The organism is Enterobacter cloacae complex sp. P27C, assembly GCF_014895705.1.
GTDB lineage: Bacteria > Pseudomonadota > Gammaproteobacteria > Enterobacterales > Enterobacteriaceae > Enterobacter > Enterobacter bugandensis.
On sequence record NZ_JADBQB010000010.1, the window covers coordinates 91,887 to 117,292 of the forward strand.

Sequence of the window (25,406 nt, forward strand, 5' to 3'; positions counted from 1 at the left end):
CATCGCGTGGTGTCTGGCGTTAGGGCTGGAAGAGCGACGCGGCCTTAACTGAGGTTCTCCCATGAAAAAAGATATTCACCCGAAATACGAAATGATTACTGCAAACTGCTCTTGCGGTAACTCTATCCAGATCCGCTCTACCGTGGGTCACGATCTGAACCTGGACGTGTGCGGCAAATGCCACCCGTTCTACACTGGTAAGCAGCGTGATGTTGCAACCGGTGGCCGTGTTGACCGCTTCAACAAGCGTTTCAGCATCCCGGGCGCTAAATAAGTTTCCCGAAAAAAAGGCACCGCAAGGTGCCTTTTTTGTATCCGCTTCTCAGTATTCCCACGTCTCCGGGTCAATACCCAGTTCACGCATGATCACCTTCGCCTCTTCCGGGATTTCGTCGCTACGCTCTTTGCGCAGATCGTCATCGTTCGGCAACGGTTGGCCGGTAAACGCATGCAGGAACGCTTCGCACAGCAGTTCGCTGTTGGTTGCGTGACGCAGGTTGTTCACCTGACGACGCGTACGTTCATCGGTGAGGATCTTCAACACCTTCAGAGGAATGGAAACCGTAATTTTCTTTACTTGCTCACTCTTCTTACCGTGCTCAGCGTATGGGCTGATATATTCGCCGCTCCATTCAGCCATGAGATACCTTTAATCCTCTCAGTCATTAATCTAAAGGTGCAAACCGGTCACTGCCCGTTTTGAACCGTAATCTTGCGTAGTTTACCGTAGAGACGATACCGTGGCACGGATATTGCCGCTGCAGCGTGCACTAAAGCATATAATTTTAACGGCTATTTGCGCATTGCTCAATCTATACGCAAAGAAGTTTAGATGTCCAGATGTATTGACGTCCATACTTTCAATGTTTACTCTGGTGACTGACTTTTCACCTCATTCGCCAGGAAGCCCTCACCATGACGCGTAAACAGGCCACGATCGCAGTGCGTAGCGGATTAAATGATGACGAGCAGTACGGCTGCGTTGTCCCGCCCATTCATCTTTCCAGCACCTACAATTTCACCGGATTTAATGAACCGCGCGCGCATGACTACTCGCGTCGCGGCAACCCTACGCGTGATGTAACCCAGCGCGCGCTGGCGGAACTGGAAGGCGGCGCGGGTGCGGTATTAACCAATACCGGTATGTCTGCCATTCACCTGGTGACCACGGTGTTCCTGAAGCCTGGCGATCTGCTGGTTGCGCCGCACGACTGTTACGGCGGTAGTTATCGTCTGTTTGATAGCCTGGCAAAGCGCGGCTGCTACCGCGTGCTGTTTGTCGATCAAAACGACGAACAGGCGCTGAAACAGGCGCTGGCAGAGAAGCCGAAGCTGGTTCTGGTGGAAAGTCCAAGCAACCCATTGTTGCGCGTTGTCGACATTGCGAAAATTTGTCAGCTCGCAAGGGATGCGGGAGCGATAAGTGTAGTGGATAATACCTTCCTCAGTCCGGCCCTTCAGAACCCGTTAGCACTGGGTGCGGATCTGGTATTGCATTCATGCACTAAATATCTGAACGGCCATTCTGACGTGGTGGCAGGCGTGGTGATTGCAAAAGATCCCGACGTTGTCACGGAACTGGCATGGTGGGCTAATAATATCGGCGTCACCGCGGGCGCGTTCGACAGCTACCTGCTGTTGCGCGGCATCCGCACGCTGTCGCCGCGCATGGACGTGGCGCAGCGTAATGCCCAGGCGATTGTCGATTTCCTGAAAACCCAGCCGCTGGTGAAGAAGCTTTATCACCCGTCGCTGCCGGAAAACCAGGGGCATGAGATTGCCGCGCGCCAGCAGAAGGGATTTGGCGCGATGTTAAGTTTTGAACTGGACGGTGACGAGCAAACGCTGCGTCGCTTCCTGAGCGGGCTGTCATTGTTTACGCTGGCGGAATCCTTAGGTGGGGTTGAAAGCTTGATCTCCCACGCCGCGACCATGACGCACGCAGGTATGGCACCGGAAGCACGTGCCGCCGCCGGGATTTCCGAGACGCTGCTGCGTATCTCGACCGGTATTGAAGATTCTGAAGATTTAATTGCCGATCTGGAAAATGGCTTCCGGGTCGCAGCCAAGGGGTAATCATGAGTGTGATAGCGCAGGCAGGGGCGAAGGGTCGTCAGCTGCACAAGTTTGGTGGTAGTAGTCTTGCTGATGTGAAATGTTATCTGCGCGTCGCAGGGATCATGACCGAATATTCACAGCCGGGTGACATGATGGTTGTCTCGGCGGCGGGCAGCACCACCAACCAGTTGATTAGCTGGCTGAAACTGAGCCAGACCGATCGCCTTTCTGCGCATCAGGTGCAACAGTCCTTACGTCGTTACCAGAGCGAGCTGATTGCCGGCCTGCTGCCTGCGGACGTGGCGGACGGGCTGATCAGCGCCTTCACGCATGACCTTGAGCGTCTGGCTGCTCTGCTGGACAGCGGGATTACCGACGCGGTGTATGCCGAAGTGGTGGGGCACGGTGAAGTGTGGTCCGCGCGCCTGATGGCCGCCGTGCTGCAACACCTGGGCGTGGACGCCGCCTGGCTCGACGCGCGTGATTTCCTGCGCGCCGAACGCGCCGCCCAGCCACAGGTGGATGAAGGCCTGTCCTACCCGCTGCTGCAGCAGCTGCTGGTGCAGCATCCGGGCAAACGTATTGTCGTCACCGGCTTTATCAGCCGCAGCAACGCCGGTGAAACCGTGCTGCTGGGCCGTAACGGCTCGGACTACTCGGCAACGCAGATCGGTGCCCTGGCGGGCGTGTCCCGCGTTACCATCTGGAGCGACGTGGCCGGTGTCTACAGCGCGGACCCGCGTAAAGTGAAAGATGCCTGCCTGCTTCCGCTGCTGCGTCTCGACGAAGCGAGCGAGCTGGCGCGTCTGGCGGCCCCGGTGCTGCACGCGCGCACGCTGCAGCCGGTTTCCGGCAGCGATATTGACCTGCAGCTGCGCTGTAGCTATACGCCGGATCAGGGGTCTACCCGCATTGAGCGCGTGCTGGCGTCCGGCACGGGCGCGCGCATCGTCACCAGCCACGACGACATCTGCCTGATTGAGTTCCAGGTGCCTGCGGGTCAGGACTTCAGGCTGGCGCATAAAGATATCGACACGATCCTGAAACGCGCCCAGGTGCGTCCGCTGGCCGTTGGCGTGCATAACGATCGTCAGCTGCTGCAGTTCTGCTATACCGCCGAAGTGGCGGACAGCGCGCTGAAAATTCTCGACGAAGCGGGCCTGCCGGGCGAGCTTCGCCTGCGTCAGGGGCTGGCGCTGGTGGCGATGGTCGGCGCGGGCGTCACCCGTAACCCGCTGCACTGCCACCGTTTCTGGCAGCAACTGAAGGGCCAACCGGTGGAGTTCACCTGGCAGTCGGAAGAGGGCATCAGCCTGGTCGCCGTGCTGCGTAAAGGTCCAACCGAAAGCCTGATTCAGGGTCTGCACACCTCGCTGTTCCGCGCGGAAAAACGCATCGGCCTGGTGCTGTTTGGTAAGGGTAACATCGGTTCCCGCTGGCTGGAGCTGTTCGCCCGCGAACAGGTCACGCTTTCGGCGCGTACCGGGTTTGAATTTATTCTTGCGGGCGTGGTGGATAGCCGCCGCAGCCTGCTGAACTATGAAGGGCTGGACGCCAGCCGGGCGCTTGCCTTCTTTAACGATGAAGCGGTTGAGCAGGATGAAGAGTCGCTGTTCCTGTGGATGCGCGCGCACCCGTATGACGATCTGGTGGTGCTGGACGTCACCGCCAGCGAACAGCTTGCCGATCAGTATCTGGATTTCGCCAGCCACGGTTTCCACGTCATCAGCGCCAACAAGCTGGCGGGGGCGAGCAGCACCGATAAATACCGTCAGATCCACGACGCGTTTGAAAAAACCGGCCGCCACTGGCTCTATAATGCCACCGTTGGCGCGGGCCTGCCGGTTAACCATACCGTGCGTGACCTGATTGAAAGCGGCGACAGCATTCTGGCGCTGAGCGGGATCTTCTCCGGCACGCTCTCCTGGCTGTTCCTGCAGTTTGACGGCACCGTACCGTTCACCGACCTGGTGGATCAGGCGTGGCAGCAGGGCTTAACCGAGCCCGATCCGCGCGTTGACCTCTCCGGTAAAGACGTGATGCGCAAGCTGGTGATCCTGGCGCGTGAAGCCGGTTATGACATCGAGCCGGATTCCGTACGCGTCGAGTCGCTGGTGCCTGCGGGCTGCGAAGAAGGTTCTGTTGATCACTTCTTCGAAAACGGCGACGAGCTGAATGACCAGATGGTGCAGCGTCTGGAAGCGGCAAACGAGATGGGGCTGGTGCTGCGCTACGTGGCGCGTTTCGAGGCGAACGGTAAGGCGCGTGTGGGTGTCGAGGCGGTGCGTCCTGACCATCCGCTGGCGGCCCTGCTGCCGTGCGATAACGTCTTCGCCATTGAAAGCCGCTGGTACCGCGATAACCCGCTGGTGATCCGCGGCCCGGGCGCGGGGCGCGATGTCACCGCTGGGGCTATCCAGTCCGATATTAACCGTCTGGCTAAGCTGCTGTAAAAAGTGAATTTCCCTCTCCCTGTGGGAGAGGGTTAGGGTGAGGGCATCAGACCGCGCTCACCCTCATCATGAACTCCCTTCATCTTCCCTGAGCAAACCTCACCGTTATTGTGATTATTTCTGTTGACGTCACGCCGCTTTTCCGTCATTTTTACATCTGGACGTCTAAACGTATAGAAGTTCACAACACAACAGACATTGACACGCGAAAGATAGAGGTAAGGTATGAGCTTTTTTCACGCCAACCAGCGGGAAGCACTGAATCAGAGCCTGGCCGAAGTAAATGGCCAGATTAACGTCTCTTTTGAATTTTTCCCGCCGCGCACCAGTGAAATGGAGCAAACCCTGTGGAGCTCTATCGATCGCCTGAGCAGCCTTAAGCCGAAGTTTGTCTCCGTGACCTACGGCGCCAACTCCGGCGAGCGCGACCGCACGCACAGCATTATTAAAGGCATTAAGGACAGAACCGGTCTGGAAGCAGCGCCGCATCTGACCTGTATTGACGCCACCCGCGATGAGCTGCGCGCCATTGCCCAGGACTACTGGAACAACGGGATTCGCCATATCGTTGCCCTGCGTGGCGATCTGCCGCCGGGAAGCGGCAAGCCGGACATGTACGCTACCGATCTGGTCGCGCTGCTGAAAGACGTTGCTGATTTTGATATTTCCGTGGCCGCCTACCCTGAAGTCCACCCGGAAGCGAAAAGCGCCCAGGCGGATTTGCTTAACCTGAAGCGTAAGGTGGAGGCCGGTGCCAACCGCGCCATCACCCAGTTCTTCTTTGACGTGGAAAGCTATCTGCGCTTCCGCGACCGCTGCGTCTCGGCAGGTATCGACGTCGAAATTATCCCGGGCATTCTGCCAGTCTCTAACTTCAAACAGGCGAAGAAGTTCGCCGATATGACCAACGTTCGCATTCCGCTGTGGATGTCCAAAATGTACGAAGGGCTGGACGATGACGCGGAAACCCGCAAGCTGGTGGGGGCCAATATCGCGATGGACATGGTGAAGATCTTAAGCCGCGAAGGGGTGAAAGACTTCCACTTCTACACGCTTAACCGCGCGGAGATGAGCTACGCCATTTGTCATACGCTGGGCGTTCGTCCGGCGTAATCAGCAAAAAGCCCTCATAAAGTGAGGGCTTTTTAATCAAACAAATAGTTAAAAGGTATTAACTATCGAATCTGTGGATTAATTCAACTATATCTTATTGCTAGTGGTGTATATCGTAACGGTAACACTGTAAAAGGGAGCATAGCGATGAGCACGTCAGACGAGAGCAATAACGCAGCATCAGCCGGCAAATGCCCGTTCCATCACGGCGGCGTCGATCACAGCGCGGGCGCAGGTACGGGCAGCCGCGACTGGTGGCCAAAACAACTCCGTATCGATCTTCTTAACCAACATTCCAATCGTTCGAACCCGCTGGGTGAAGACTTCGACTACCGCAAAGAATTCAGCAAGCTTGATTACTCTGCCCTCAAAGGCGATCTCAAAGCACTCTTAACCGACTCTCAACCGTGGTGGCCAGCCGACTGGGGCAGCTACGCGGGCCTGTTTATTCGCATGGCCTGGCACGGGGCAGGTACTTACCGCTCCGTTGACGGACGCGGCGGCGCCGGACGCGGCCAACAGCGCTTTGCGCCGCTGAACTCCTGGCCTGATAACGTCAGCCTGGATAAAGCGCGCCGCCTGCTGTGGCCAATCAAGCAAAAATACGGACAAAAAATCTCCTGGGCCGACCTGTTTATTCTCGCGGGTAACGTGGCGCTGGAGAACTCCGGCTTCCGCACCTTTGGTTTTGGCGCCGGTCGTGAAGACGTCTGGGAACCGGATCTGGACGTGAACTGGGGTGATGAAAAAGCCTGGCTGACCCACCGTGACCCGGAAGCACTGGCGAAGCGCCCGCTGGCGGCCACCGAAATGGGGCTGATTTACGTGAACCCTGAAGGGCCAAACGCCAGCGGTGAACCGCTGTCTGCTGCGGCGGCAATCCGCGCCACCTTTGGCAACATGGGTATGAATGACGAAGAGACCGTCGCGCTGATTGCCGGCGGCCATACGCTCGGTAAAACCCACGGCGCGGGTGAAGCCACGCACGTAGGTACCGATCCGGAAGCCTCGCCGATTGAAGCGCAGGGCTTAGGCTGGGCCAGCACGCACGGCACCGGTATTGGCGCTGACGCCATCACCTCCGGGCTGGAAGTCATCTGGTCGCAAACTCCGACCCAGTGGAGTAACTACTTCTTTGAGAACCTGTTCAAGTACGAATGGGTGCAGACCCGCAGCCCGGCAGGCGCGATTCAGTTTGAAGCCGTGGATGCGCCAGAGATCATGCCTGACCCGTTCGACCCGTCGAAAAAACGCAAGCCAACCATGCTGGTCACCGACCTGACGCTGCGCTTTGACCCGGAATTCGAGAAAATTTCCCGTCGCTTCCTGAACGATCCGCAGGCCTTTAACGAAGCCTTCGCGCGCGCGTGGTTCAAACTGACCCACCGTGATATGGGGCCAAAAGCGCGGTACATCGGCCCGGAAGTGCCGAAAGAAGATCTGATTTGGCAGGATCCGCTGCCTCAGCCGGTGTTCCATCCGACGCAGGAAGACATTGAAAGCCTGAAAGCGGAAATCGCGGCCTCTGGCCTCTCCGTGAGCGAGCTGGTTTCAGTGGCATGGGCGTCTGCATCGACCTTCCGCGGTGGCGACAAGCGCGGCGGCGCCAACGGCGCGCGTCTGGCGCTGGCGCCTCAGCGCGACTGGGATGTGAACGCCGCGGCGGTACGTGCGTTACCGGCTCTGGAAGCAATTCAGCGCACCACCAATAAAGCCTCGCTGGCGGATATCATCGTGCTGGCGGGCGTTGTGGGCGTTGAGCAGGCGGCGAAAGCCGCGGGCGTTTACGTCAACGTGCCGTTCACGCCGGGCCGTGTGGATGCACGTCAGGATCAGACGGATATCGAGATGTTTAACCTGCTCGAACCGATTGCCGACGGCTTCCGCAATTACCGTGCGCAGGTGGATGTGTCCACGACGGAATCATTGCTGATTGATAAGGCCCAGCAGCTGACCCTGACCGCACCTGAGCTGACGGTGCTGATCGGTGGCCTGCGTGTGCTGGGCACGAACTTTGATGGCAGCAAGAATGGCGTATTCACCAGCCGCGAGGGCGTGCTGAGCAACGACTTCTTCGTGAACCTGCTGGATATGAATACCCAGTGGAAAGCGACCGACGATTCAAACGAGCTGTTTGCCGGTAGCGATCGCGCCAGCGGTGAAGTGAAATACACCGCGACCCGCGCCGACCTGGTCTTCGGTTCGAACGCCGTCCTGCGCGCGCTGGCCGAAGTGTATGCCAGCAGCGACGCACACGAGAAGTTTGTCCGTGACTTCGTTGCCGCATGGGCGAAGGTGATGGATTTGGATCGGTTTGACGTGAAGTAAAAGCAATCCCCGCCACGGCGGGGATTTTTTTGCCAGTCATCCAGGCGGGGTAAGGCGTAGCTGCCACCCGCTTTTTCAGGCGTTCGAGTTCTTTTTGCGAACCTCTTCTCCATTAGAGATTGAGGTTACCAAACGCGTTTTTCCAGTCCTGCTCGAACTTTTCTATGGCCGACTCTACCGCTGGGGTACCGAGCATTTGTTGCGCTACGTCTAAGGGGATCGTGATTGCCTCGCATCCGGCCAGCAGGCAGTCAAGCGCCTGACGCGGTGTTTTAAAGCTGGCAGCCAGCACCATGCTTTCCGGCGCATGCAGTTCCAGCAGGGACTGCAGCTCCTGTACCATGCGAATACCGTCGCCGCCTTGTGCGTCGACGCGGTTGACGTACGGCGCAACGTATTTCGCGCCTGCCAGCGCGGCCAGTAAACCCTGAGCGGCGCTGTAAACGGCGGTGCCCAGCGTGGTAATACCCTCTCTTTTCAGCTCTTTAATGGCGATAAGCCCCTGCGCGGTGACCGGAATTTTCACCACAATACCCGGGATGGCGTTACTCAGGCGTTTGGCCTCCGCCACCATGCCTTCGGCGTCGCGGCTCATGGTTTGAGCAAACAGCGTGCCCTCCGGCCCGATGGCTTGTTGCAGCCGCGGCAGCACGTCCCAGATGGATTCACGGCTGGCGGCAATGATGCTCGGATTTGTGGTGACGCCCGCGATGGGAAAAATGCGCGCCAGGCGCTCAACTTCCGCCACGTTGGCGGTATCCAGATACAGTTCCATTATTTTTCCTTAAGTCAGAAAGGTTGAATAAAGGATAAGGCCCGGCTGAGTGCGGCGGATACAGGTCAATTTTGCCAAATACTGGACAAATGTAATGTCCTTAGCGAAGTGCGATAGCGATCACAATGCTATTTTTTGGCGATAAGCTGGCTGTGATACTGGCGACGATATTCGGAAGGGGAACGCTCGGTGTGCTTGCGAAAGAGGCGACAAAAGTAGTTGCTGTCAGGAAATCCGCAGCGTGCGGCAATATCTTTAATTTTGAGATCGTAGCCTTTCAGCAACTGGCGGGCATGTTCCAGCCGCGTTTGTGTCAGATACTCGTTGAACCCCATGTGGCCGATCTTCTGAAAGAGATGGGAAAGGTAATTCGGCGAGATGTAGAACGCCTGTGCCACGGATTCGCGTGTTAACGAAGAGGCGTAATTTTCTTCGATATAGTTACGAACGGCTTCGAATAGTGCCCGGCTGCGGTTAGCGGTGTGGATGTCACTGCCAAGCAGATCCCGGCAGTGGCTGAGCAAGCTTAATACCACCAGCATGGCTGTGTCTTGCTCGTCTGGCTGCATCTGTAATTCGGTGAGCGCTTGCAGAAGAAAAGCACCCGTTCGCGGGCCACGCCGGGGAACCTGTAGCTGCTGCAAAAACGCGTTGTCACGCTGTAAATCGAAAGTCAGCTGCTGCTTACCGAAATGTATGCTCAGGGCGTTAGGCGGTGGAAGCGTGATGTGTCCAAAGGATGAAAATATCGCCTCACAGGGGGTAGCAAGGGTAATGACGAGGCAGGGAGATGTTCGGGGATGCTGTTCAGCCAGCGCTGAGAAATGAATCTGGCCCAGCGGTAACGTGCGGTTCACCAGGTCAGTCAAAATTTGGGTGATATCGGAATACATGAGAAGACTACCGAAACGTGCCGGGCGGCGCTAAAAACGCCTGCCCGGCATAAAGCATTACCCAGTGTTACGCATACCCGCCGCAACGCCCGCAATCGTCACCATCAGTGCCTGTTCAACGCGAGGATCCGGCTCTTTACCTTCCTCTTCCGCCAGACGGGAACGGTGCAGCAGTTCAGCCTGTAAAACGTTCAGCGGGTCGGTGTAGATGTTACGCAACTGGATTGACTCGGCGATCCACGGCAGGTCCGCCATCAGGTGCGAGTCGTTGGCGATGTCCAGCACCACTTTGATGTCGCCTTCCAGCAGTTCGCGCAGTTCTTTACCCAACGCCCACAGCTCTGGTTTCACCAGCCGCTGGTCGTAGTATTCCGCCAGCCACAGGTCGGCCTTCGAGAAGACCATCTCCAGCATGCCAAGACGGGTAGAGAAGAAGGGCCAGTCGCGGCACATGGTTTCCAGTTCGTTCTGTTTGCCGTCTTCCACCACTTTTTGCAGCGCGGCACCGGCACCCAGCCAGGCGGGTAGCATCAGGCGGTTCTGCGTCCAGGCGAAGATCCATGGAATGGCGCGCAGGGATTCAACGCCACCGGTCGGGCGACGCTTTGCAGGACGCGAGCCCAGCGGCAGTTTACCCAGCTCCTGCTCAGGCGTTGCTGAACGGAAGTAAGGCACGAAGTCTTTGTTTTCACGCACGTAGCCGCGGTACAGATCGCAGGAGATGTCTGACAGCTCGTCCATGATGCGGCACCAGGATTCTTTTGGCTCCGGCGGTGGCAGCAGGTTCGCTTCCAGGATCGCGCTGGTATAGAGCGACAGGCTGCTGATGGTCACTTCCGGCAGGCCATACTTGAAGCGGATCATCTCGCCCTGCTCGGTCACGCGCAGGCCGCCTTTCAGGCTTCCCGGCGGTTGAGAGAGCAGCGCCGCGTGAGCAGGCGCGCCACCGCGACCAATGGAGCCGCCGCGACCGTGGAACAGGGTCAGCTCAATACCGGCTTTCTCGCAGGTTTTGATCAGCGCATCCTGAGCCTGATACTGCGCCCAGGACGCCGCCATCACGCCCGCATCTTTCGCGGAGTCGGAATAGCCAATCATTACCATCTGCTTGCCCTGAATAAAGCCGCGATACCAGTCGATGTTAAGCAGCTGGGTCATGACGTCGTTGGCGTTGTTCAGGTCGTCGAGGGTCTCAAACAGCGGGGCGACTGGCAGGGCGTAGTCGATGCCCGCTTCTTTCAGCAGAAGATGAACGCCCAGCACGTCGGACGGGGTTTTCGCCATGGAGATCACATAGGCGGCCACCGATCCTTTCGGCGCATCGACGATCGCTTTACAGGTGTTGAGCACCTCGCGGGTGTCGTTGCTTGGCTCCCAGTTGCGTGGCAGCAGAGGGCGCTTGGAGTTCAATTCGCGGATCAGGAACGCCTGCTTGTCGGCTTCGGACCAGCTTTCATAGTCGCCAATGCCGAGATAGCGGGTCAGCTCGCCCAGCGCTTCGGTATGACGGGTACTTTCCTGACGCACGTCGATACGCACCAGCGGTACGCCGAAACACTTCACGCGGCGCAGGGTATCGAGCAGTTCGCCGTTGGCGATGATGCCCATCCCGCAGGCCTGGAGTGATTTATAGCAGGCGTACAGCGGCTCCCAAAGCTGTTCGTTCTGGCTCAGCAGACCTTCCGGCTTCGGCAGGCGCTGGCCTTTAAGGCGCGCTTCCAGCCACGCCTGGGTGGCCATCAGCTGACCGCGCAGCTTTTTCATCAGGAAACGGTACGGCTCGCTGGCACCTTCTTCACCGGCCAGCGCGCGCAGTTCCGGCGTCGCTTCAACCATGGACAGCTCGGAGATCAGCACCTGAATATCCTTCAGGAACAGGTCGGTCGCTTTCCAGCGGCTCAGCAACAGGACGTGACGGGTGATTTCCGCGGTCACGTTCGGGTTGCCGTCGCGGTCACCGCCCATCCAGGAGGTGAAGCGCACCGGCACAAAGTCTACCGGCAGACGATAGCCCAGGTTTTCTTCCAGCTGTTCGTTCAGCTCGCGCAGGTAGTTCGGTACCCCTTCCCACAGGCTGTTTTCCACCACCGCAAAGCCCCATTTGGCTTCGTCGACCGGGCTTGGGCGATGCTTACGAATTTCATCGGTATGCCAGGACTGGGCAATCAGCTGGCGCAGACGGCGCATCAACTGGTTGCGCTCGTAGTCGGCAATGTCTTTGTTATCCAGCTGCTTCAGGCAGCTGTTTACTTCCACCATCTTGTGGATCAGCGTACGACGGGTGATTTCGGTTGGGTGTGCGGTCAGCACCAGCTCCAGCGAAAGGGACTCCACCGCTTTTTTGATGGTGGCTTCGTTGAGGTCTGGCTGGTCTTTCAGTTTACGAAGGGTGCGGGCAATGACTTCCGGGTTGCTGGCCGCTTCGCCGTTTGGCGAAATGCTGTGGTATTGCTCAGCGGTGTTTGCCAGGTTCAGGAACTGGCTGAAGGCGCGGGCAACGGGCAGCAGCTCATCGTTAGAGAGGTTCTGCAAGGTGTTGAGCAGCTCCTGACGACTGGCCTCGTTACCGGCACGGGAAGATTTGGACAGCTTGCGGATGGTTTCAACGCGGTCGAGGATGTTCTCCCCCAGCGCGTCTTTGATGGTATCTCCAAGCACTTTGCCGAGCATGCTGACATTACTACGCAACGCGGAATATTGTTCGTTCATAAAAACCCAGTCACCCCATCATTTTTGTTTATGCCCAGGCGAAAATCTTCTGGACATTATTTTGTCATCTCCCTTTATAAAGCCACGTAAAACCCCCGTCGTCAATTGCTGCGAAAACGGTTCAGCAAACGAATAAATGCGGGCAATTTACGAAATTTAATTCGCATTGCGTCAGATAAGAGATGCTTATGGAAATGTGACGGTGATCATGCGATTTGTTGCCCTCACCCGAACCCTCTCCCACAGGGAGAGGGTACTTTTCGGTGCGGTTTTAATGCCAGCAGAAGTGATGCACAACCTGGGTAATCAGCTCGCGGGTGGGCTTGATGAAGCGGGTTTCCAGATATTCATCCGGCTGGTGGGCCTGGTTAATGGAGCCAGGGCCGAGGACCAGCGTCGGGCAAAGCGTTTGAATAAACGGCGCTTCGGTGCAGTAGTTCACCACGTCGGTTTTCTCGCCGAGCAGTTTTTCCACCATCTGAACCAGCTGATGGTCTGGCGGGCATTCGTAGCCCGGGATTGGCGGATGCAGTTCGGAGACTGTCAGGCGTCCCGGCCAGCGCTCGCTCACCGGGGCCAGCGCTTCATTCAGCAGGCCATCCAGATCGCTCAGCGTCATGCCCGGCAGCGGACGGATATCCATATGCAGTTCGCAGCAGGCGCAGATGCGGTTGGACGCATCGCCGCCGTGCAGGCTACCGAGGTTCAGCGTCGGATACGGCACGGTGAATGCCTCGTAGTGATACCGCTCTTTCAAATCGTCGCGCAGGGTCATAATGCGGCCAATGGCGTCGTGCATCAGCTCAATGGCGTTCACGCCGCGCGCCGGATCGCTGGAGTGACCGGACTGGCCCAGCACGCGCACCGCGGTAGAAATATGGCCTTTGTGCGCACGAATCGGCTGCAGAGAAGTCGGTTCACCGATGATCGCGCAGTCCGGACGAATCGACGTGTTTTCAGAGAAATAACGTGCGCCCGCCATGCTGGTCTCTTCATCGGCGGTTGCCAGAATGTAGAGCGGTTTTTTCAGCTTCGTCACGTCCACGTCACGCAGCGCGTCGAGGATAAAGGCGAAGAAGCCTTTCATGTCGGCGGTGCCCAGACCGTAGAGCTTGTTGTCATGCTCGGTCAGGGTGAACGGATCGCGCGTCCAGCGGCCGTCGTCAAACGGTACGGTGTCGGTATGGCCGGCCAGCAGCAGGCCGCCCGCGCCGGTTCCGGTGCTGGCGAGCAGGTTAAATTTGTGGCGTGTTCCGGGGACGGGCTGAACCTCAACGTTAAACCCAAGATCGCTAAACCAACCCGCCAGCAGATTGATTAAAGACTCATTGCTCTGATCCAGCGCTTCTTCGGTCGCACTGATGGACGGTGTGGCAATCAGGGCGCGGTAGATCTCGATAAATGGCGGTAAGTTCATTTTCATTGTTGACACACCTTAGGTCGTGATAGTATCAATATTCATGCAATAAATGTGAATAAAAATACATTAACGTTGAGCATAAAGGAACCCGATGTTGAATACGCTGATTGTAGGCGCTAGCGGTTATGCGGGCGCAGAGCTTGTAAGCTACGTAAATCGCCACCCTCATATGACCATAACCGCTTTGACCGTGTCAGCGCAAAGCAATGATGCAGGAAAGTTAATTTCCGATTTGCATCCGCAGCTTAAGGGCATTGTCGATCTGCCGCTGCAGCCGATGTCTGACATCAGCGAGTTTACCGACGGCGTCGACGTGGTGTTTTTAGCCACCGCGCACGAGGTCAGCCACGACCTTGCGCCGCAGTTCCTGGCGGCCGGCTGCGTGGTGTTTGACCTCTCCGGCGCGTTCCGCGTTAACGACGGCGCGTTCTACGAAAAATATTACGGCTTCACTCATCAGCATCCGGATCTGCTTGAAAAAGCGGTGTACGGCCTGGCGGAGTGGAGTGCGGATAAACTGAAAGAAGCGGACCTGATTGCCGTTCCGGGCTGCTACCCGACGGCGGCGCAGCTCTCCCTGAAGCCGCTGATCGACGCCGGTCTGCTGGATCTGAGCCAGTGGCCGGTGATCAACGCCACCAGCGGCGTGAGCGGTGCGGGGCGCAAGGCCGCTATCTCCAACAGCTTCTGCGAAGTGAGCCTTCAGCCGTATGGCGTGTTTAATCACCGCCATCATCCTGAAATTACCACCCATCTGGGCGCGGAGGTGATTTTTACCCCGCACCTGGGCAGCTTCCCGCGCGGGATCCTCGAAACCATCACCTGTCGCCTGAAGCCGGGCGTGACGAAAGAGCAGGTGAGCGAGGCCTTCACGCAGGCGTATGCGGATAAACCGCTGGTGCGTCTGTACGACAAAGGCGTGCCGGCGCTCAAAAACGTGGTTGGCCTGCCGTTCTGCGATATCGGCTTTGCCGTACAGGGCGAGCATCTGATTGTGGTCGCCGCAGAAGATAACTTACTCAAAGGCGCTGCCGCACAGGCAATGCAGTGTGCAAATATTCGTTTCGGCTTCCCTGAAACGCAGGCTCTTATTTAAGGTGTGATGATGAACCCATTAATTATCAAACTCGGTGGTGTACTGCTGGACAGCGAAGAAGCGCTGGAGCGCCTGTTTACCGCGCTGGTGAACTATCGCGAATCGCACCAGCGTCCGCTGGTGATTGTGCACGGTGGCGGCTGCGTGGTGGATGAGCTGATGAAAGGGCTGAATCTGCCGGTGAAAAAGAAAAATGGCCTGCGCGTCACGCCTGCTGACCAGATTGACATCATTACCGGCGCGCTGGCGGGCACGGCGAACAAAACGCTGCTGGCATGGGCGAAGAAACACCATATTGCGTCCGTTGGCCTCTACCTGGGCGACGGTGACAGCGTAAAAGTGACCCAGCTCGACGAAGAGCTCGGCCATGTTGGACTGGCGCAGCCAGGTTCGCCTAAGCTGATTAACACGCTGCTGGAAGGCGGTTTCCTGCCGGTGGTGAGCTCTATCGGCGTGACCGAAGAGGGCGAGCTGATGAACGTTAACGCGGACCAGGCGGCAACCGCGCTGGCGGCCACGCTGGGCGCGGACCTGATCCTGCTCTCCGACGTGAGCGGCATTCTTGACGGTAAAGGCCAGCGCATAGCGGAAATGACCGCCGCCAAAGCCGAGCAGCTGATCGCTCAGGGCATTATTACCGACGGCATGATCGTCAAAGTGAACGCCGCGCTGGATGCGGCGCGCACGCTGGGCCGCCCGGTGGATATCGCCTCCTGGCGTCACGCGGAGCAGCTCCCGGCGCTGTTTAACGGCACGCCGATTGGCACGCGTATTCTGGCGTAAGTTTTTTATTGAATGACCGTAGGCCGGGGTAAGCGAAGCGCACCCGGCGGAACTAACGAATAAAGGAACGATGTTATGGCACTTTGGGGTGGGCGTTTTACACAGGCAGCGGATCAACGGTTCAAACAGTTCAACGACTCTTTGCGCTTCGACTACCGCCTGGCCGAACAGGATATTGTCGGCTCTGTGGCCTGGTCCAAAGCGCTGGTGACCGTTGGCGTACTGACCGCAGACGAACAGCAGCAGCTGGAAGAGGCGCTGAACAACCTGCTGGAAGAGGTGCGTCTGGATCCGCAGCAAATCCTGCAGAGCGATGCCGAAGATATTCACAGCTGGGTGGAAGGCAAGCTGATCGACAAAGTCGGCCAGTTGGGTAAAAAGCTGCACACCGGCCGTAGCCGTAACGACCAGGTCGCCACCGACCTGAAGCTGTGGTGTAAAGAGACCGTTGGCGAACTGCTGGCGGCCAACCGTCAGCTTCAAAGTGCGCTGGTAGAGACCGCGCAGAACAATCAGGACGCGGTGATGCCGGGTTATACCCACCTGCAGCGCGCGCAGCCGGTGACCTTTGCGCATTGGTGTCTGGCCTACGTTGAGATGCTGGCGCGTGACGAAAGCCGTCTGCAGGATACCCTGAAGCGTCTGGACGTCAGCCCGCTGGGCAGCGGCGCGCTGGCCGGTACGGCGTATGAAATCGACCGCGAGCAGCTGGCAGGATGGCTGGGCTTTGCTTCCGCCACCCGCAACAGCCTGGACAGCGTATCTGACCGTGACCATGTGCTGGAGCTGCTCTCCAATGCCTCTATCGGGATGGTGCATCTTTCGCGCTTTGCCGAAGACCTGATCTTCTTTAACTCCGGTGAAGCGGGCTTCGTTGAGCTGTCCGATCGCGTGACCTCAGGCTCGTCGCTGATGCCGCAGAAGAAAAACCCGGACGCGCTGGAGCTGATCCGCGGCAAGTGCGGTCGCGTGCAGGGCGCGCTGACCGGTATGATGATGACCCTGAAAGGGCTGCCGCTGGCGTACAACAAAGATATGCAGGAAGACAAGGAAGGGCTGTTCGACGCGCTCGACACCTGGCTGGACTGTCTGCACATGGGCGCGCTGGTGCTGGACGGCATTCAGGTGAAACGTCCGCGCTGCCAGGAAGCGGCGCAGCAGGGCTATGCCAACTCTACCGAACTGGCGGACTACCTTGTCGCGAAGGGCGTACCGTTCCGCGAGGCGCACCATATTGTGGGCGAAGCGGTAGTGGAAGCGATTCGTCAGGGTAAACCGCTGGAAGATCTGGCGCTTGCCGACCTGCAAAAATTCAGCGCGGCGATCGGGGAGGATGTGTACCCGATTCTGGCGCTGCAGTCCTGCCTGGATAAACGTGCGGCGAAAGGCGGCGTGTCGCCGAAGCAGGTGGCGCAGGCGATTGCGGATGCGAAAAACCGCCTGATTTGATGCCTGAAACGTCGGGTGGCGGCTTCGCCTTACCCGACCTGCAAAACCCCAGCCCAACCCTGAGTTGGGCTTTTTTACGCAAAAAAAAAGCGGACCACGGGGTCCGCAAAAGTTCACGTTGGCTTTAGTTGTTCGAGTTTTGAGAGAAACTCGCTGACGGTGCGGGGACGTCAAGGGTCAAACACGTGCCGCCTCGTCTATGTGGCGTATTATTCAACAGAATGCTTGATAGGGATAATCGTTCGTTGCTATGCTATCTATCGCCATGAACTATCGTGGCGACGGAGGATGAATAATGAATATTCGTGATCTTGAATACCTGGTAGCGTTAGCCGAGCATCGTCACTTTCGCCGCGCGGCAGATTCCTGCCATGTCAGCCAGCCCACGCTGAGCGGGCAGATCCGCAAGCTGGAAGACGAGCTGGGCGTGATGCTGCTGGAGCGCACCAGCCGTAAGGTTCTGTTCACACAGGCAGGTCTTCTGCTGGTGGATCAGGCGCGCACCGTGCTGCGCGAGGTCAAAGTGCTCAAGGAAATGGCAAGCCAGCAGGGAGAGGCTATGTCCGGCCCGCTGCATATTGGCCTGATCCCAACCGTTGGCCCGTACCTATTACCGCACATCATTCCCATGCTGCACCAGACGTTCCCGAAACTCGAAATGTACCTGCACGAAGCGCAAACCCATCAGCTGCTGGCGCAGCTGGACAGCGGCAAGCTCGACTGCGCCATTCTGGCGCTGGTAAAAGAGAGCGAAGCGTTTATTGAAGTACCGCTGTTCGATGAGCCGATGATGCTGGCGATCTATGAAGATCACCCGTGGGCGAACCGCGATCGCGTGCCGATGGCCGATCTGGCCGGTGAAAAGCTGCTGATGCTGGAAGACGGTCACTGCCTGCGCGATCAGGCGATGGGCTTCTGCTTCGAAGCGGGCGCTGACGAAGATACCCACTTCCGCGCAACCAGTCTGGAAACGCTGCGTAATATGGTGGCGGCGGGAAGCGGTATTACGTTGCTGCCTGCGCTGGCCGTGCCACGCGAGCGTAAGCGTGATGGCGTGGTGTACCTGCCGTGCATTAAACCGGAGCCGCGTCGCACCATTGGCCTGGTGTATCGCCCAGGGTCACCGCTGCGCAGCCGCTATGAGCAGCTGGCAGAGGCCATCCGCGGTGCGATGGATGGCCATTTCGACAGCGCATTAAAACAGGCGGTTTAAGCCGTTCAGCGCGGCTACCCGATAGGCTTCCGCCATGGTCGGGTAGTTAAAGGTGGTGTTAACGAAGTACTCAATGGTGTTACCACCACCTTTCTGCTCCATGATAGCCTGGCCGATATGAATGATTTCCGCCGCGCGTTCACCGAAGCAGTGAATCCCGAGGATCTCTTTCGTCTCGCGATGGAACAGAATTTTCAGCGTTCCCACGCTCATCCCCACGATTTGCGCCCGCGCCAGATGTTTAAACTGTGCACGACCCACCTCGTAAGGCACCTTCATTGACGTCAGCTGCTGCTCGGTTTTCCCGACAGAACTGATTTCCGGAATGGTGTAGATCCCCGTCGGAATATCCTCGATCAGATGCGCCGTTGCTTCACCCTTCACCAGCGCCTGAGCGGCAATGCGGCCCTGATCGTAAGCGGCGGAGGCCAGGCTCGGGTAGCCAATTACGTCGCCCACCGCGTATACGTGCGGCAGCGCGGTCTGATACATGCTGTTGACCTTCAGCTGACCGCGGCTGTCTGTTTCAAGCCCGATATTTTCCAGCCGCAGTGAATCGGTATTGCCGGTACGGCCGTTGGCGTACAGCAGGCAGTCGGCTTTCAGCTTCTTACCGGACTTCAGGTGCATGATCACACCATCATCGCAGCCTTCTATTTTCTCGTACTCTTCGTTGTGACGAATCACCACGCCGCTGTTCCAGAAGTGGTAGGAGAGGGAGTCTGACATTTCCTGATCGAGGAACGCCAGCAGGCGATCGCGGGTGTTAATCAGGTCAACTTTGACATCCATTCCGCGGAAGATCGACGCGTATTCGCAGCCGATGACCCCTGCGCCATAGATAATGACGTGGCGGGGTTCATGGTGCAGGCTCAGAATGGAGTCGCTGTCGTAGACGCGCGGGTGTGAGAAGTCGACGTCGGCCGGATGGTAAGGGCGTGAACCGCAGGCAATCACAAATTTTTCAGCGGTGATCGTCTCAATCGAACCGTCGTGGCATTCGAGTGCCAGGGTGTGTTCATCCACAAAATGCGCGTTGCCCTGCAGGATTTCACAATGGTTACGCTCATAAAAGCCCTGACGCATGCGCGTCTGCTGGTTAATGACGGTATCCGCGTGATTCAGGATGTCGGCAAAGGAGGAACGAAGAAGTCGGGAGTGGTCGCTGTAAAGAGGGTTCTGGTTAAATTCGATAATGCGGCTAACGGCGTGGCGGAGGGCTTTCGAAGGGATGGTGCCCCAGTGGGTGCAACCGCCGCCGACATTATGGTAGCGCTCGATGACCGCTACTCTGGCTCCCTGTTTCACCAGACCCATAGCAGCACCTTCGCCGCCGGGGCCGGAACCAATAACTATTGCGTCGTAATCGTAGGAATGTGGCATGGCAAGGCTTACCTGTTCTTATACATAAAAGCAACAGAATCATAACATCATTGCCAGGGTAACCCAATTATCGTTGTGCTTTTTTCCGGCAGTGGAGCACAAACCGCACGTAAACAATCATTCACAAAGCTGAGCAAACAGATTAATTTTATTCTCTGGTATAGTGCCATCAGGCCTTTGGAAGGATTCAACTATCGTGATGGGCGTAAGAGCACAACAAAAAGAGAAAACCCGGCGTTCGCTGGTGGAAGCCGCATTCAGTCAACTGAGTGCTGAGCGGAGTTTTGCCAGTTTGAGCCTGCGCGAAGTCGCACGCGAGGCCGGGATTGCGCCAACGTCCTTCTATCGTCACTTCCGTGATGTGGATGAACTGGGCCTGACCATGGTCGACGAGAGCGGTTTGATGCTGCGCCAGCTGATGCGCCAGGCGCGTCAGCGTATCGCCAAAGGCGGCAGCGTGATCCGCACCTCCGTGTCGACGTTTATGGAATTTATCGGCAATAACCCCAACGCGTTTCGTCTGCTTCTGCGCGAACGTTCGGGCACATCGGCAGCGTTTCGTGCCGCCGTCGCGCGGGAAATTCAGCACTTCATCGCGGAACTTGCCGACTATCTTGAACTCGAAAACCATATGCCGCGTGCCTTTACTGAAGCACAGGCCGAGGCGATGGTGACGATTGTGTTCAGCGCGGGTGCCGAAGCGCTGGACGTCAGCATTGAACAACGCAAGCAGCTTGAAGAGCGACTGGTATTGCAGCTCAGGATGATCTCCAAAGGCGCGTACTACTGGTATCGCCGTGAACAAGAGAAACTGGCACATCAAACCGAAGAGTGAAGGTGAGTAATGAAACAGTCAGGTCAGGATAAAGGGACGCTGTTGCTGGCATTGATCGCTGGCTTATCCATTAATGGCACGTTTGCCGCTATTTTTAGCTCCATCGTGCCATTTTCGATTTTCCCGCTTATTGCGCTGGTGCTGACGGTCTACTGCCTGCATCAGCGTTACCTGAACCGTACGATGCCGGTCGGGTTACCGGGGCTGGCCGCTGCCTGTTTTATTCTGGGCGTATTGCTGTATAGCACCGTGGTGCGCGCGGAGTATCCGGATATCGGCTCTAACTTCTTCCCTGCGGTACTGTCCGTGGCGCTGGTGTTCTGGATTGGCTCGCGCATGCGTAGCCGCAAGAGCCAACTGCCAGAGTAATGAGGTCTGAGTAGGGCAGGTAAGCGAAGCGCCACCTGCCAAAAACGCCGGCTAGTTACTTCGCCGTGAGCAGTACACCGCACTCCATATGGTGTGTATACGGGAACTGATCGAACAGCGCCAGACGTTCAACCTTGTGCGTCTGGCTTAATGTTTCCAGATTCTTGCACAGCGTCTCCGGGTTACAGGAGATGTACAAAATACGCGGATACGCCTGCACCATCTTCTCGGTTTCGCTGTCCAGGCCACTGCGCGGCGGGTCGACAAAAATCGTCTCACACTGGTAGCTCTTCAAATCGATCCCTTCCAGGCGGTTAAACTGGCGTACACCGTTCATGGCCTGGGTGAACTCTTCTGCCGCCATGCGAATGATCTGCACGTTATCGATATGGTTAGCGGCGATGTTGTACTGCGCGGCCGCTACCGACGGCTTGGCGATTTCCGTTGCCAGCACGCGTTCGAAGTTACGCGCCAGCGCCAGCGAGAAGTTGCCGTTACCGCAGTACAGCTCAAGCAGATCGCCCTTAGACCCTTCCGTCGCCTTCAGCGCCCACTCCAGCATCTGCACGTTCATCGCGGCATTCGGCTGGGTGAAGCTGTTTTCCACCTGACGGTAAACCATCTCTTTACCTGCCACCGGCAGACGCTCGTCGACGTAATCCTGATCCAGCATGATTTTGGTTTTGGTCGCGCGGCCAATCAGGTGCACGTTGATGTTCTGCGCACGCAGCGTATCGCGCAGGGCTTCGGCCTGCTCGCGCCATTCGTCGGTCAGCGCTTTGTGGTACAGCAGAGAGACAATCGCCTGATTGCTTTGCGTGGTCAGATAGTCAATCTGGAACAGCTTGTGGCGCAGCACCGGATTGTTGCGCACGCCTTCAATGATCAGCGTCATCAGCTGGTTGATAAGCTCGCTCGCTGCCGGGAAGCTGTCCACGCGAATGCGTGATTTGGTCTGCTGATCGAAAATGATGTGGTACAGGTCGTCGCCGTCATGCCAGATGCGGAACTCGGCGCGCATGCGGTAGTGGCTGACAGGGGAGCGGAACACCTCGGGAACGGGCGCGTTGAAAGGCGTCATCATACTTTGCAGACGGACAACTTTCTCGGCCAGCTGCGCGTCGTACTGTTCTGTCGGGAGGTGTTCTGGGGTCATGATGCGTCCTGAGTGATAAAGAATTACGCGGGGATTGTAGGGATTGTTCAGGGGATGTCCAGATTTAATGGCCAATAGCTGTCTGGACATCTATACGTGTCTAATTGTAGCATTCTGTTTCCGGTCTCCTGAGAGTGAAAAGGGAATCCAGTGAAAATCTGGAGCTGACGCGCAGCGGTAAAGACTGGCGGGATGAGAGCTGTAGACACTGTGAAAATGGGAAGTCTTCATCCGTATAACGCCACCTAGCCCGAAGACCTGCCGGGATCACGTCGCATTTGGTTTCATCATCGCGTGCTATAGATGAGGCCTGCGGCATCCTTCTTATATTGTGGATGCTTTAACAATGATTAAAAAAGTATCGCTGTTGACGGCGCTGTCCGTCACGGCATTTTCGGGCTGGGCGCAGGATAGCGCTGACTCGTTGGTGGTGACGGCAAATCGTTTTGAACAACCTGAAAAAACTATTCTGGCAGCAACGTCGGTGGTTACGCGTGCCGATATTGACCGCTGGCAATCAACCTCGGTGCTGGACGTTATGCGTCGCCTGCCCGGTGTGGACACGGCGCAAAATGGCGGGATGGGGCAACTCTCTTCTCTCTTTATCCGTGGCACCAACTCCAGCCACGTCCTGATTCTCGTTGACGGCATCCGCCTTAACCAGGCGGGCGTCACGGGGTCGTCCGATCTCAGCCAGTTCCCGATCTCCCTGGTGCAGCGTATCGAATATGTGCGTGGACCGCGTTCGGCGGTCTACGGCTCGGATGCGATTGGCGGTGTAGTCAACATTATTACCACCCGCACGAAGGACGGTACGACGCTGAATGCCGGCGTAGGGTCGCACGGTTACCAGAATTATGGCGGCAGTACCCAGCAAACGCTGGGCGACAGCACGCGCGTCACGCTGGCGGGGGATTACACCTATACCAAAGGTTTCGATGTGGTTGCGGACGGCAACAATGGTGGCCTTGCCCAGACCGATCGCGACGGATTTATGAATAAAACGCTCTACGGCGCACTGGATCACGCATTCTCAGACCAGTGGAGCGGATTTGTTCGCGGCTTTGGCTACAGCAACCGTACGGCCTATGACGGTTACTACAGCTCATTTACCCCTGACGTTCTGGTCGATACCCGCCAGCTCTATAGCCAGACCTGGGACGCAGGATTACGCTTCAACGAGGACATCTTCCATTCACAGCTGCTCACCAGCTATAGCCACAGCAAAGACTATAACTACGACCCTAATTTGGGCCGTTACGATTCGACGGCCACGCTGGATGAAATCAAACAGTACAACGTTCAGTGGCTCAACTCCGTTGATGTGGGGCACGGGAACATTGGTGCAGGCGTTGACTGGCAGAAGCAGAGCACCGAGCCGGGTACAAACTACGTGACCAACGGCTACAACCTGCGTAACACCGGCGTCTACCTGACCGGGCTGCAGCAGCTGGGCGATTTCACTCTGGAAGGGGCGGTTCGCAGCGATGACAACTCTCAGTTTGGTCGCCATGGCACCTGGCAAAGCAGTGCAGCGTGGGAGTTCGTGGACGGCTACCGCTTCATTGCTTCTTATGGTACGGCCTACAAAGCCCCGAATCTGGGTCAACTCTATGGCTTCTATGGCAATGACCATCTTGATCCAGAAGAGAGCAAGCAGTGGGAAGGGGCGTTTGAAGGCCTGACGGCAGGCGTGAGCTGGCGCGTGTCCGGCTATCGTAATGACGTTGATAATCTCATCGACTTCAATAATAACCTTCAGGAATATTACAACGTCGGCAAAGCACGCATTAAGGGTGTGGAAGCGACGGCGTCGTTTGATACAGGTCCGTTGACGCATACCGTTGGCTACGACTATGTGGATGCCCGCAATGCGGCGACCAACGAACTTCTGGACCGTCGTGCTAAGCAGCAGGTGAAATATCAGCTCGATACGCAGATCTATGATTTCGACTGGAGCCTGACGTATCACTATCTCGGCACGCGTTACGACACTGATTTTGGTTCTTATCCGTCAGAAAAAGTGAAAATGGGCGGTGTGAGCCTGTGGGATGTCGCAGTTTCATATCCGGTCACCTCACACCTCACAGTTCGTGGTAAAATAGCCAACCTGTTCGATAAAGATTACGAGACAGTTTATGGCTACCAAACTGCAGGACGGGAATACACCTTGTCTGGCAGCTACACCTTCTAATCCGCGCCCTACCGTGCTGGTGTTTGATTCCGGCGTCGGTGGGCTTTCGGTCTACGATGAGATTCGGCATCTCCTGCCGGATCTTCATTACATCTACGCCTTCGATAACGTCGCTTTTCCGTATGGGGAGAAGAGTGAGGACTTTATCGTTGAGCGCGTGGTTGAAATCGTCACCGCGGTACAAAAGCGCTATCCCCTTGCGCTGGCGGTCATCGCCTGTAATACGGCAAGCACCGTTTCTCTTCCCGCTCTGCGTGAGAAATTCCAGTTCCCGGTTGTGGGCGTTGTTCCTGCCATAAAGCCTGCCGCGCGCCTGACGGCGAACGGTATCGTGGGCTTGCTGGCCACGCGTGGCACGGTGAAGCGTCCTTATACCCGCGAGCTGATCGACCGTTTTGCTAACGAATGCCAGATTGCAATGCTTGGCTCCGCAGAGCTGGTGGAGATGGCGGAAGCGAAACTGCACGGCGAGACGGTATCGCTCGAAGAGCTGCGTCGTATTCTTCGTCCGTGGCTGCGGATGCCCGAACCACCGGATACGGTTGTGCTGGGCTGCACCCACTTCCCTCTCTTGCAGGAAGAGCTTTTAGAAGTGCTTCCGGAGGGGACGCGGCTGGTGGATTCTGGTGCGGCGATCGCCCGTCGTACGGCCTGGCTGCTGGAGCATGAAGCGCCGGATGCGAAATCTACCGATGCAAATATCGCATTTTGCATGGCTATCACGAAAGAGACTGAGCAACTTTTACCCGTTTTACGCCGTTATGGCTTTGAAACGCTCGAAAAACTGGCGCTGTAGCACGGTTTTGAGCAAAAAAGAGACGGTTGAAAGTTTTTTTTAAAAGAGGGGTTGTCAACGTCTGAGAACTCCCTATAATGCGCCTCCACTGACACGGAACAACGGCTTACAGGCCGCCGGGTTAGCGGGGTTCAGAGATGAACGCCAACAGAGAAAAGTGAAAATAATCGCTTGACTCTGAATGAGGAAAACGTAATATACGGGACCTCGCAACGGTGAGCGAAAGCCGCGTTGCAACTGCTCTTTAACAATTTATCAGACAATCTGTGTGGGCACTCAAAGTGACATGGATTCTTAACGTCGCAAGACGAAAAATGAATACCAAGTCTCTGAGTGAACATGCGTAATTCATTACGAAGTTTAATTCACGAGCATCAAACTTA

At 57.0% G+C, this 25,406-nt stretch carries 20 protein-coding genes and 1 riboswitch; of the genes, 13 read left to right on the top strand and 7 right to left on the bottom strand.

Annotated elements, in window-relative coordinates; genetic code table 11:
- Positions 1–61 precede the first annotated feature (61 nt).
- Positions 62–274 carry a 50S ribosomal protein L31 gene (rpmE, locus tag IM291_RS18865; RefSeq protein WP_003862040.1) on the top strand — a complete coding sequence of 71 codons (213 nt, stop codon included), beginning with the start codon at positions 62–64 and terminating at the stop codon, positions 272–274.
- A 48-nt stretch (positions 275–322) separates the two neighbouring features.
- Here the strand turns inward: rpmE and metJ are convergent, their stop codons facing one another.
- Complete coding sequence (gene metJ, locus IM291_RS18870; protein WP_003862042.1) at positions 323–640, bottom strand: met regulon transcriptional regulator MetJ; 318 nt, start codon at positions 638–640, stop codon at positions 323–325.
- A 275-nt stretch (positions 641–915) separates the two neighbouring features.
- Here metJ and metB point away from each other — a divergent pair, with 275 nt between their 5' ends.
- The 4 genes from metB to katG all read left to right on the top strand — a co-directional run bounded on the left by metB (position 916) and on the right by katG (position 7,952).
- Positions 916–2,076, top strand: a complete 1,161-nt coding sequence (gene metB / locus IM291_RS18875) for a cystathionine gamma-synthase (RefSeq protein ID WP_021242813.1) — start codon at positions 916–918, stop codon at positions 2,074–2,076.
- A gap of 2 nt (positions 2,077–2,078) precedes the next feature.
- Positions 2,079–4,511 (top strand): bifunctional aspartate kinase/homoserine dehydrogenase II, encoded by a 2,433-nt coding sequence (locus IM291_RS18880; RefSeq protein ID WP_041911800.1) that lies wholly within the window; start codon positions 2,079–2,081, stop codon positions 4,509–4,511.
- A 225-nt stretch (positions 4,512–4,736) separates the two neighbouring features.
- Positions 4,737–5,624: a methylenetetrahydrofolate reductase gene (gene metF, locus IM291_RS18885; RefSeq protein WP_041911801.1), complete on the top strand. Its 888-nt coding sequence runs from the start codon at positions 4,737–4,739 to the stop codon at positions 5,622–5,624.
- Between the two features lie 147 nt (positions 5,625–5,771).
- Positions 5,772–7,952 carry a catalase/peroxidase HPI gene (gene katG, locus IM291_RS18890; RefSeq protein ID WP_126300697.1) on the top strand — a complete coding sequence of 727 codons (2,181 nt, stop codon included), beginning with the start codon at positions 5,772–5,774 and terminating at the stop codon, positions 7,950–7,952.
- A gap of 112 nt (positions 7,953–8,064) precedes the next feature.
- On the opposite strand, the gene fsa is transcribed toward katG, so the two are convergent.
- From fsa to argE, 4 genes are all read right to left on the bottom strand, one after another.
- Positions 8,065–8,727, bottom strand: a complete 663-nt coding sequence (gene fsa / locus IM291_RS18895) for a fructose-6-phosphate aldolase (RefSeq protein WP_028014833.1) — start codon at positions 8,725–8,727, stop codon at positions 8,065–8,067.
- A gap of 128 nt (positions 8,728–8,855) precedes the next feature.
- Positions 8,856–9,620 (bottom strand): AraC family transcriptional regulator, encoded by a 765-nt coding sequence (locus IM291_RS18900; protein WP_028014832.1) that lies wholly within the window; start codon positions 9,618–9,620, stop codon positions 8,856–8,858.
- 57 nt (positions 9,621–9,677) lie between these two features.
- Complete coding sequence (gene ppc, locus IM291_RS18905) at positions 9,678–12,329, bottom strand: phosphoenolpyruvate carboxylase (RefSeq protein WP_192987491.1); 2,652 nt, start codon at positions 12,327–12,329, stop codon at positions 9,678–9,680.
- Between the two features lie 271 nt (positions 12,330–12,600).
- Positions 12,601–13,752 carry an acetylornithine deacetylase gene (argE, locus tag IM291_RS18910; protein ID WP_192987493.1) on the bottom strand — a complete coding sequence of 384 codons (1,152 nt, stop codon included), beginning with the start codon at positions 13,750–13,752 and terminating at the stop codon, positions 12,601–12,603.
- 88 nt (positions 13,753–13,840) lie between these two features.
- On the opposite strand from argE, the gene argC reads away from it, so the two are divergent.
- The 4 genes from argC to oxyR all read left to right on the top strand — a co-directional run bounded on the left by argC (position 13,841) and on the right by oxyR (position 18,290).
- A complete protein-coding gene (argC, locus tag IM291_RS18915; RefSeq protein WP_192987494.1) occupies positions 13,841–14,845 on the top strand; it encodes an N-acetyl-gamma-glutamyl-phosphate reductase in 1,005 nt (334 codons plus the stop codon).
- Positions 14,846–14,851: 6 nt separating this feature from the next.
- Positions 14,852–15,628 carry an acetylglutamate kinase gene (argB, locus tag IM291_RS18920; protein WP_098946274.1) on the top strand — a complete coding sequence of 259 codons (777 nt, stop codon included), beginning with the start codon at positions 14,852–14,854 and terminating at the stop codon, positions 15,626–15,628.
- A gap of 75 nt (positions 15,629–15,703) precedes the next feature.
- Positions 15,704–17,077, top strand: coding sequence for an argininosuccinate lyase (argH, locus tag IM291_RS18925; protein ID WP_045260261.1), 1,374 nt, complete (start codon positions 15,704–15,706; stop codon positions 17,075–17,077).
- A 295-nt stretch (positions 17,078–17,372) separates the two neighbouring features.
- Positions 17,373–18,290, top strand: a complete 918-nt coding sequence (oxyR, locus tag IM291_RS18930; protein WP_025758848.1) for a DNA-binding transcriptional regulator OxyR — start codon at positions 17,373–17,375, stop codon at positions 18,288–18,290.
- Here the strand turns inward: oxyR and sthA are convergent.
- On the bottom strand, positions 18,273–19,673 hold the full coding sequence (gene sthA, locus IM291_RS18935; protein ID WP_045260262.1) for a Si-specific NAD(P)(+) transhydrogenase: 1,401 nt from the start codon (positions 19,671–19,673) through the stop codon (positions 18,273–18,275). The genes oxyR and sthA overlap by 18 nt on opposite strands.
- Positions 19,674–19,869: 196 nt before the next feature.
- On the opposite strand from sthA, the gene fabR reads away from it, so the two are divergent.
- A complete protein-coding gene (fabR, locus tag IM291_RS18940; protein ID WP_008501784.1) occupies positions 19,870–20,508 on the top strand; it encodes an HTH-type transcriptional repressor FabR in 639 nt (212 codons plus the stop codon).
- Positions 20,509–20,517: 9 nt separating this feature from the next.
- Entirely contained in the window at positions 20,518–20,877 is a 360-nt protein-coding gene (locus tag IM291_RS18945; RefSeq protein WP_008501783.1) for a YijD family membrane protein, read from the top strand.
- A gap of 55 nt (positions 20,878–20,932) precedes the next feature.
- Here the strand turns inward: IM291_RS18945 and trmA are convergent, their stop codons facing one another.
- Complete coding sequence (gene trmA / locus IM291_RS18950) at positions 20,933–22,033, bottom strand: tRNA (uridine(54)-C5)-methyltransferase TrmA (protein ID WP_048998209.1); 1,101 nt, start codon at positions 22,031–22,033, stop codon at positions 20,933–20,935.
- A 104-nt stretch (positions 22,034–22,137) separates the two neighbouring features.
- Positions 22,138–22,314: riboswitch (cobalamin riboswitch) on the top strand.
- Positions 22,315–22,379: 65 nt separating this feature from the next.
- Between trmA and btuB the strand changes: the two genes are divergently transcribed.
- A complete protein-coding gene (gene btuB / locus IM291_RS18955) occupies positions 22,380–24,227 on the top strand; it encodes a TonB-dependent vitamin B12 receptor BtuB (protein ID WP_182034787.1) in 1,848 nt (615 codons plus the stop codon).
- Entirely contained in the window at positions 24,172–25,023 is an 852-nt protein-coding gene (gene murI, locus IM291_RS18960; protein ID WP_028014824.1) for a glutamate racemase, read from the top strand. The genes btuB and murI overlap by 56 nt, the downstream gene beginning before the upstream one ends.
- The last annotated feature ends 383 nt before the right edge of the window (positions 25,024–25,406 follow it).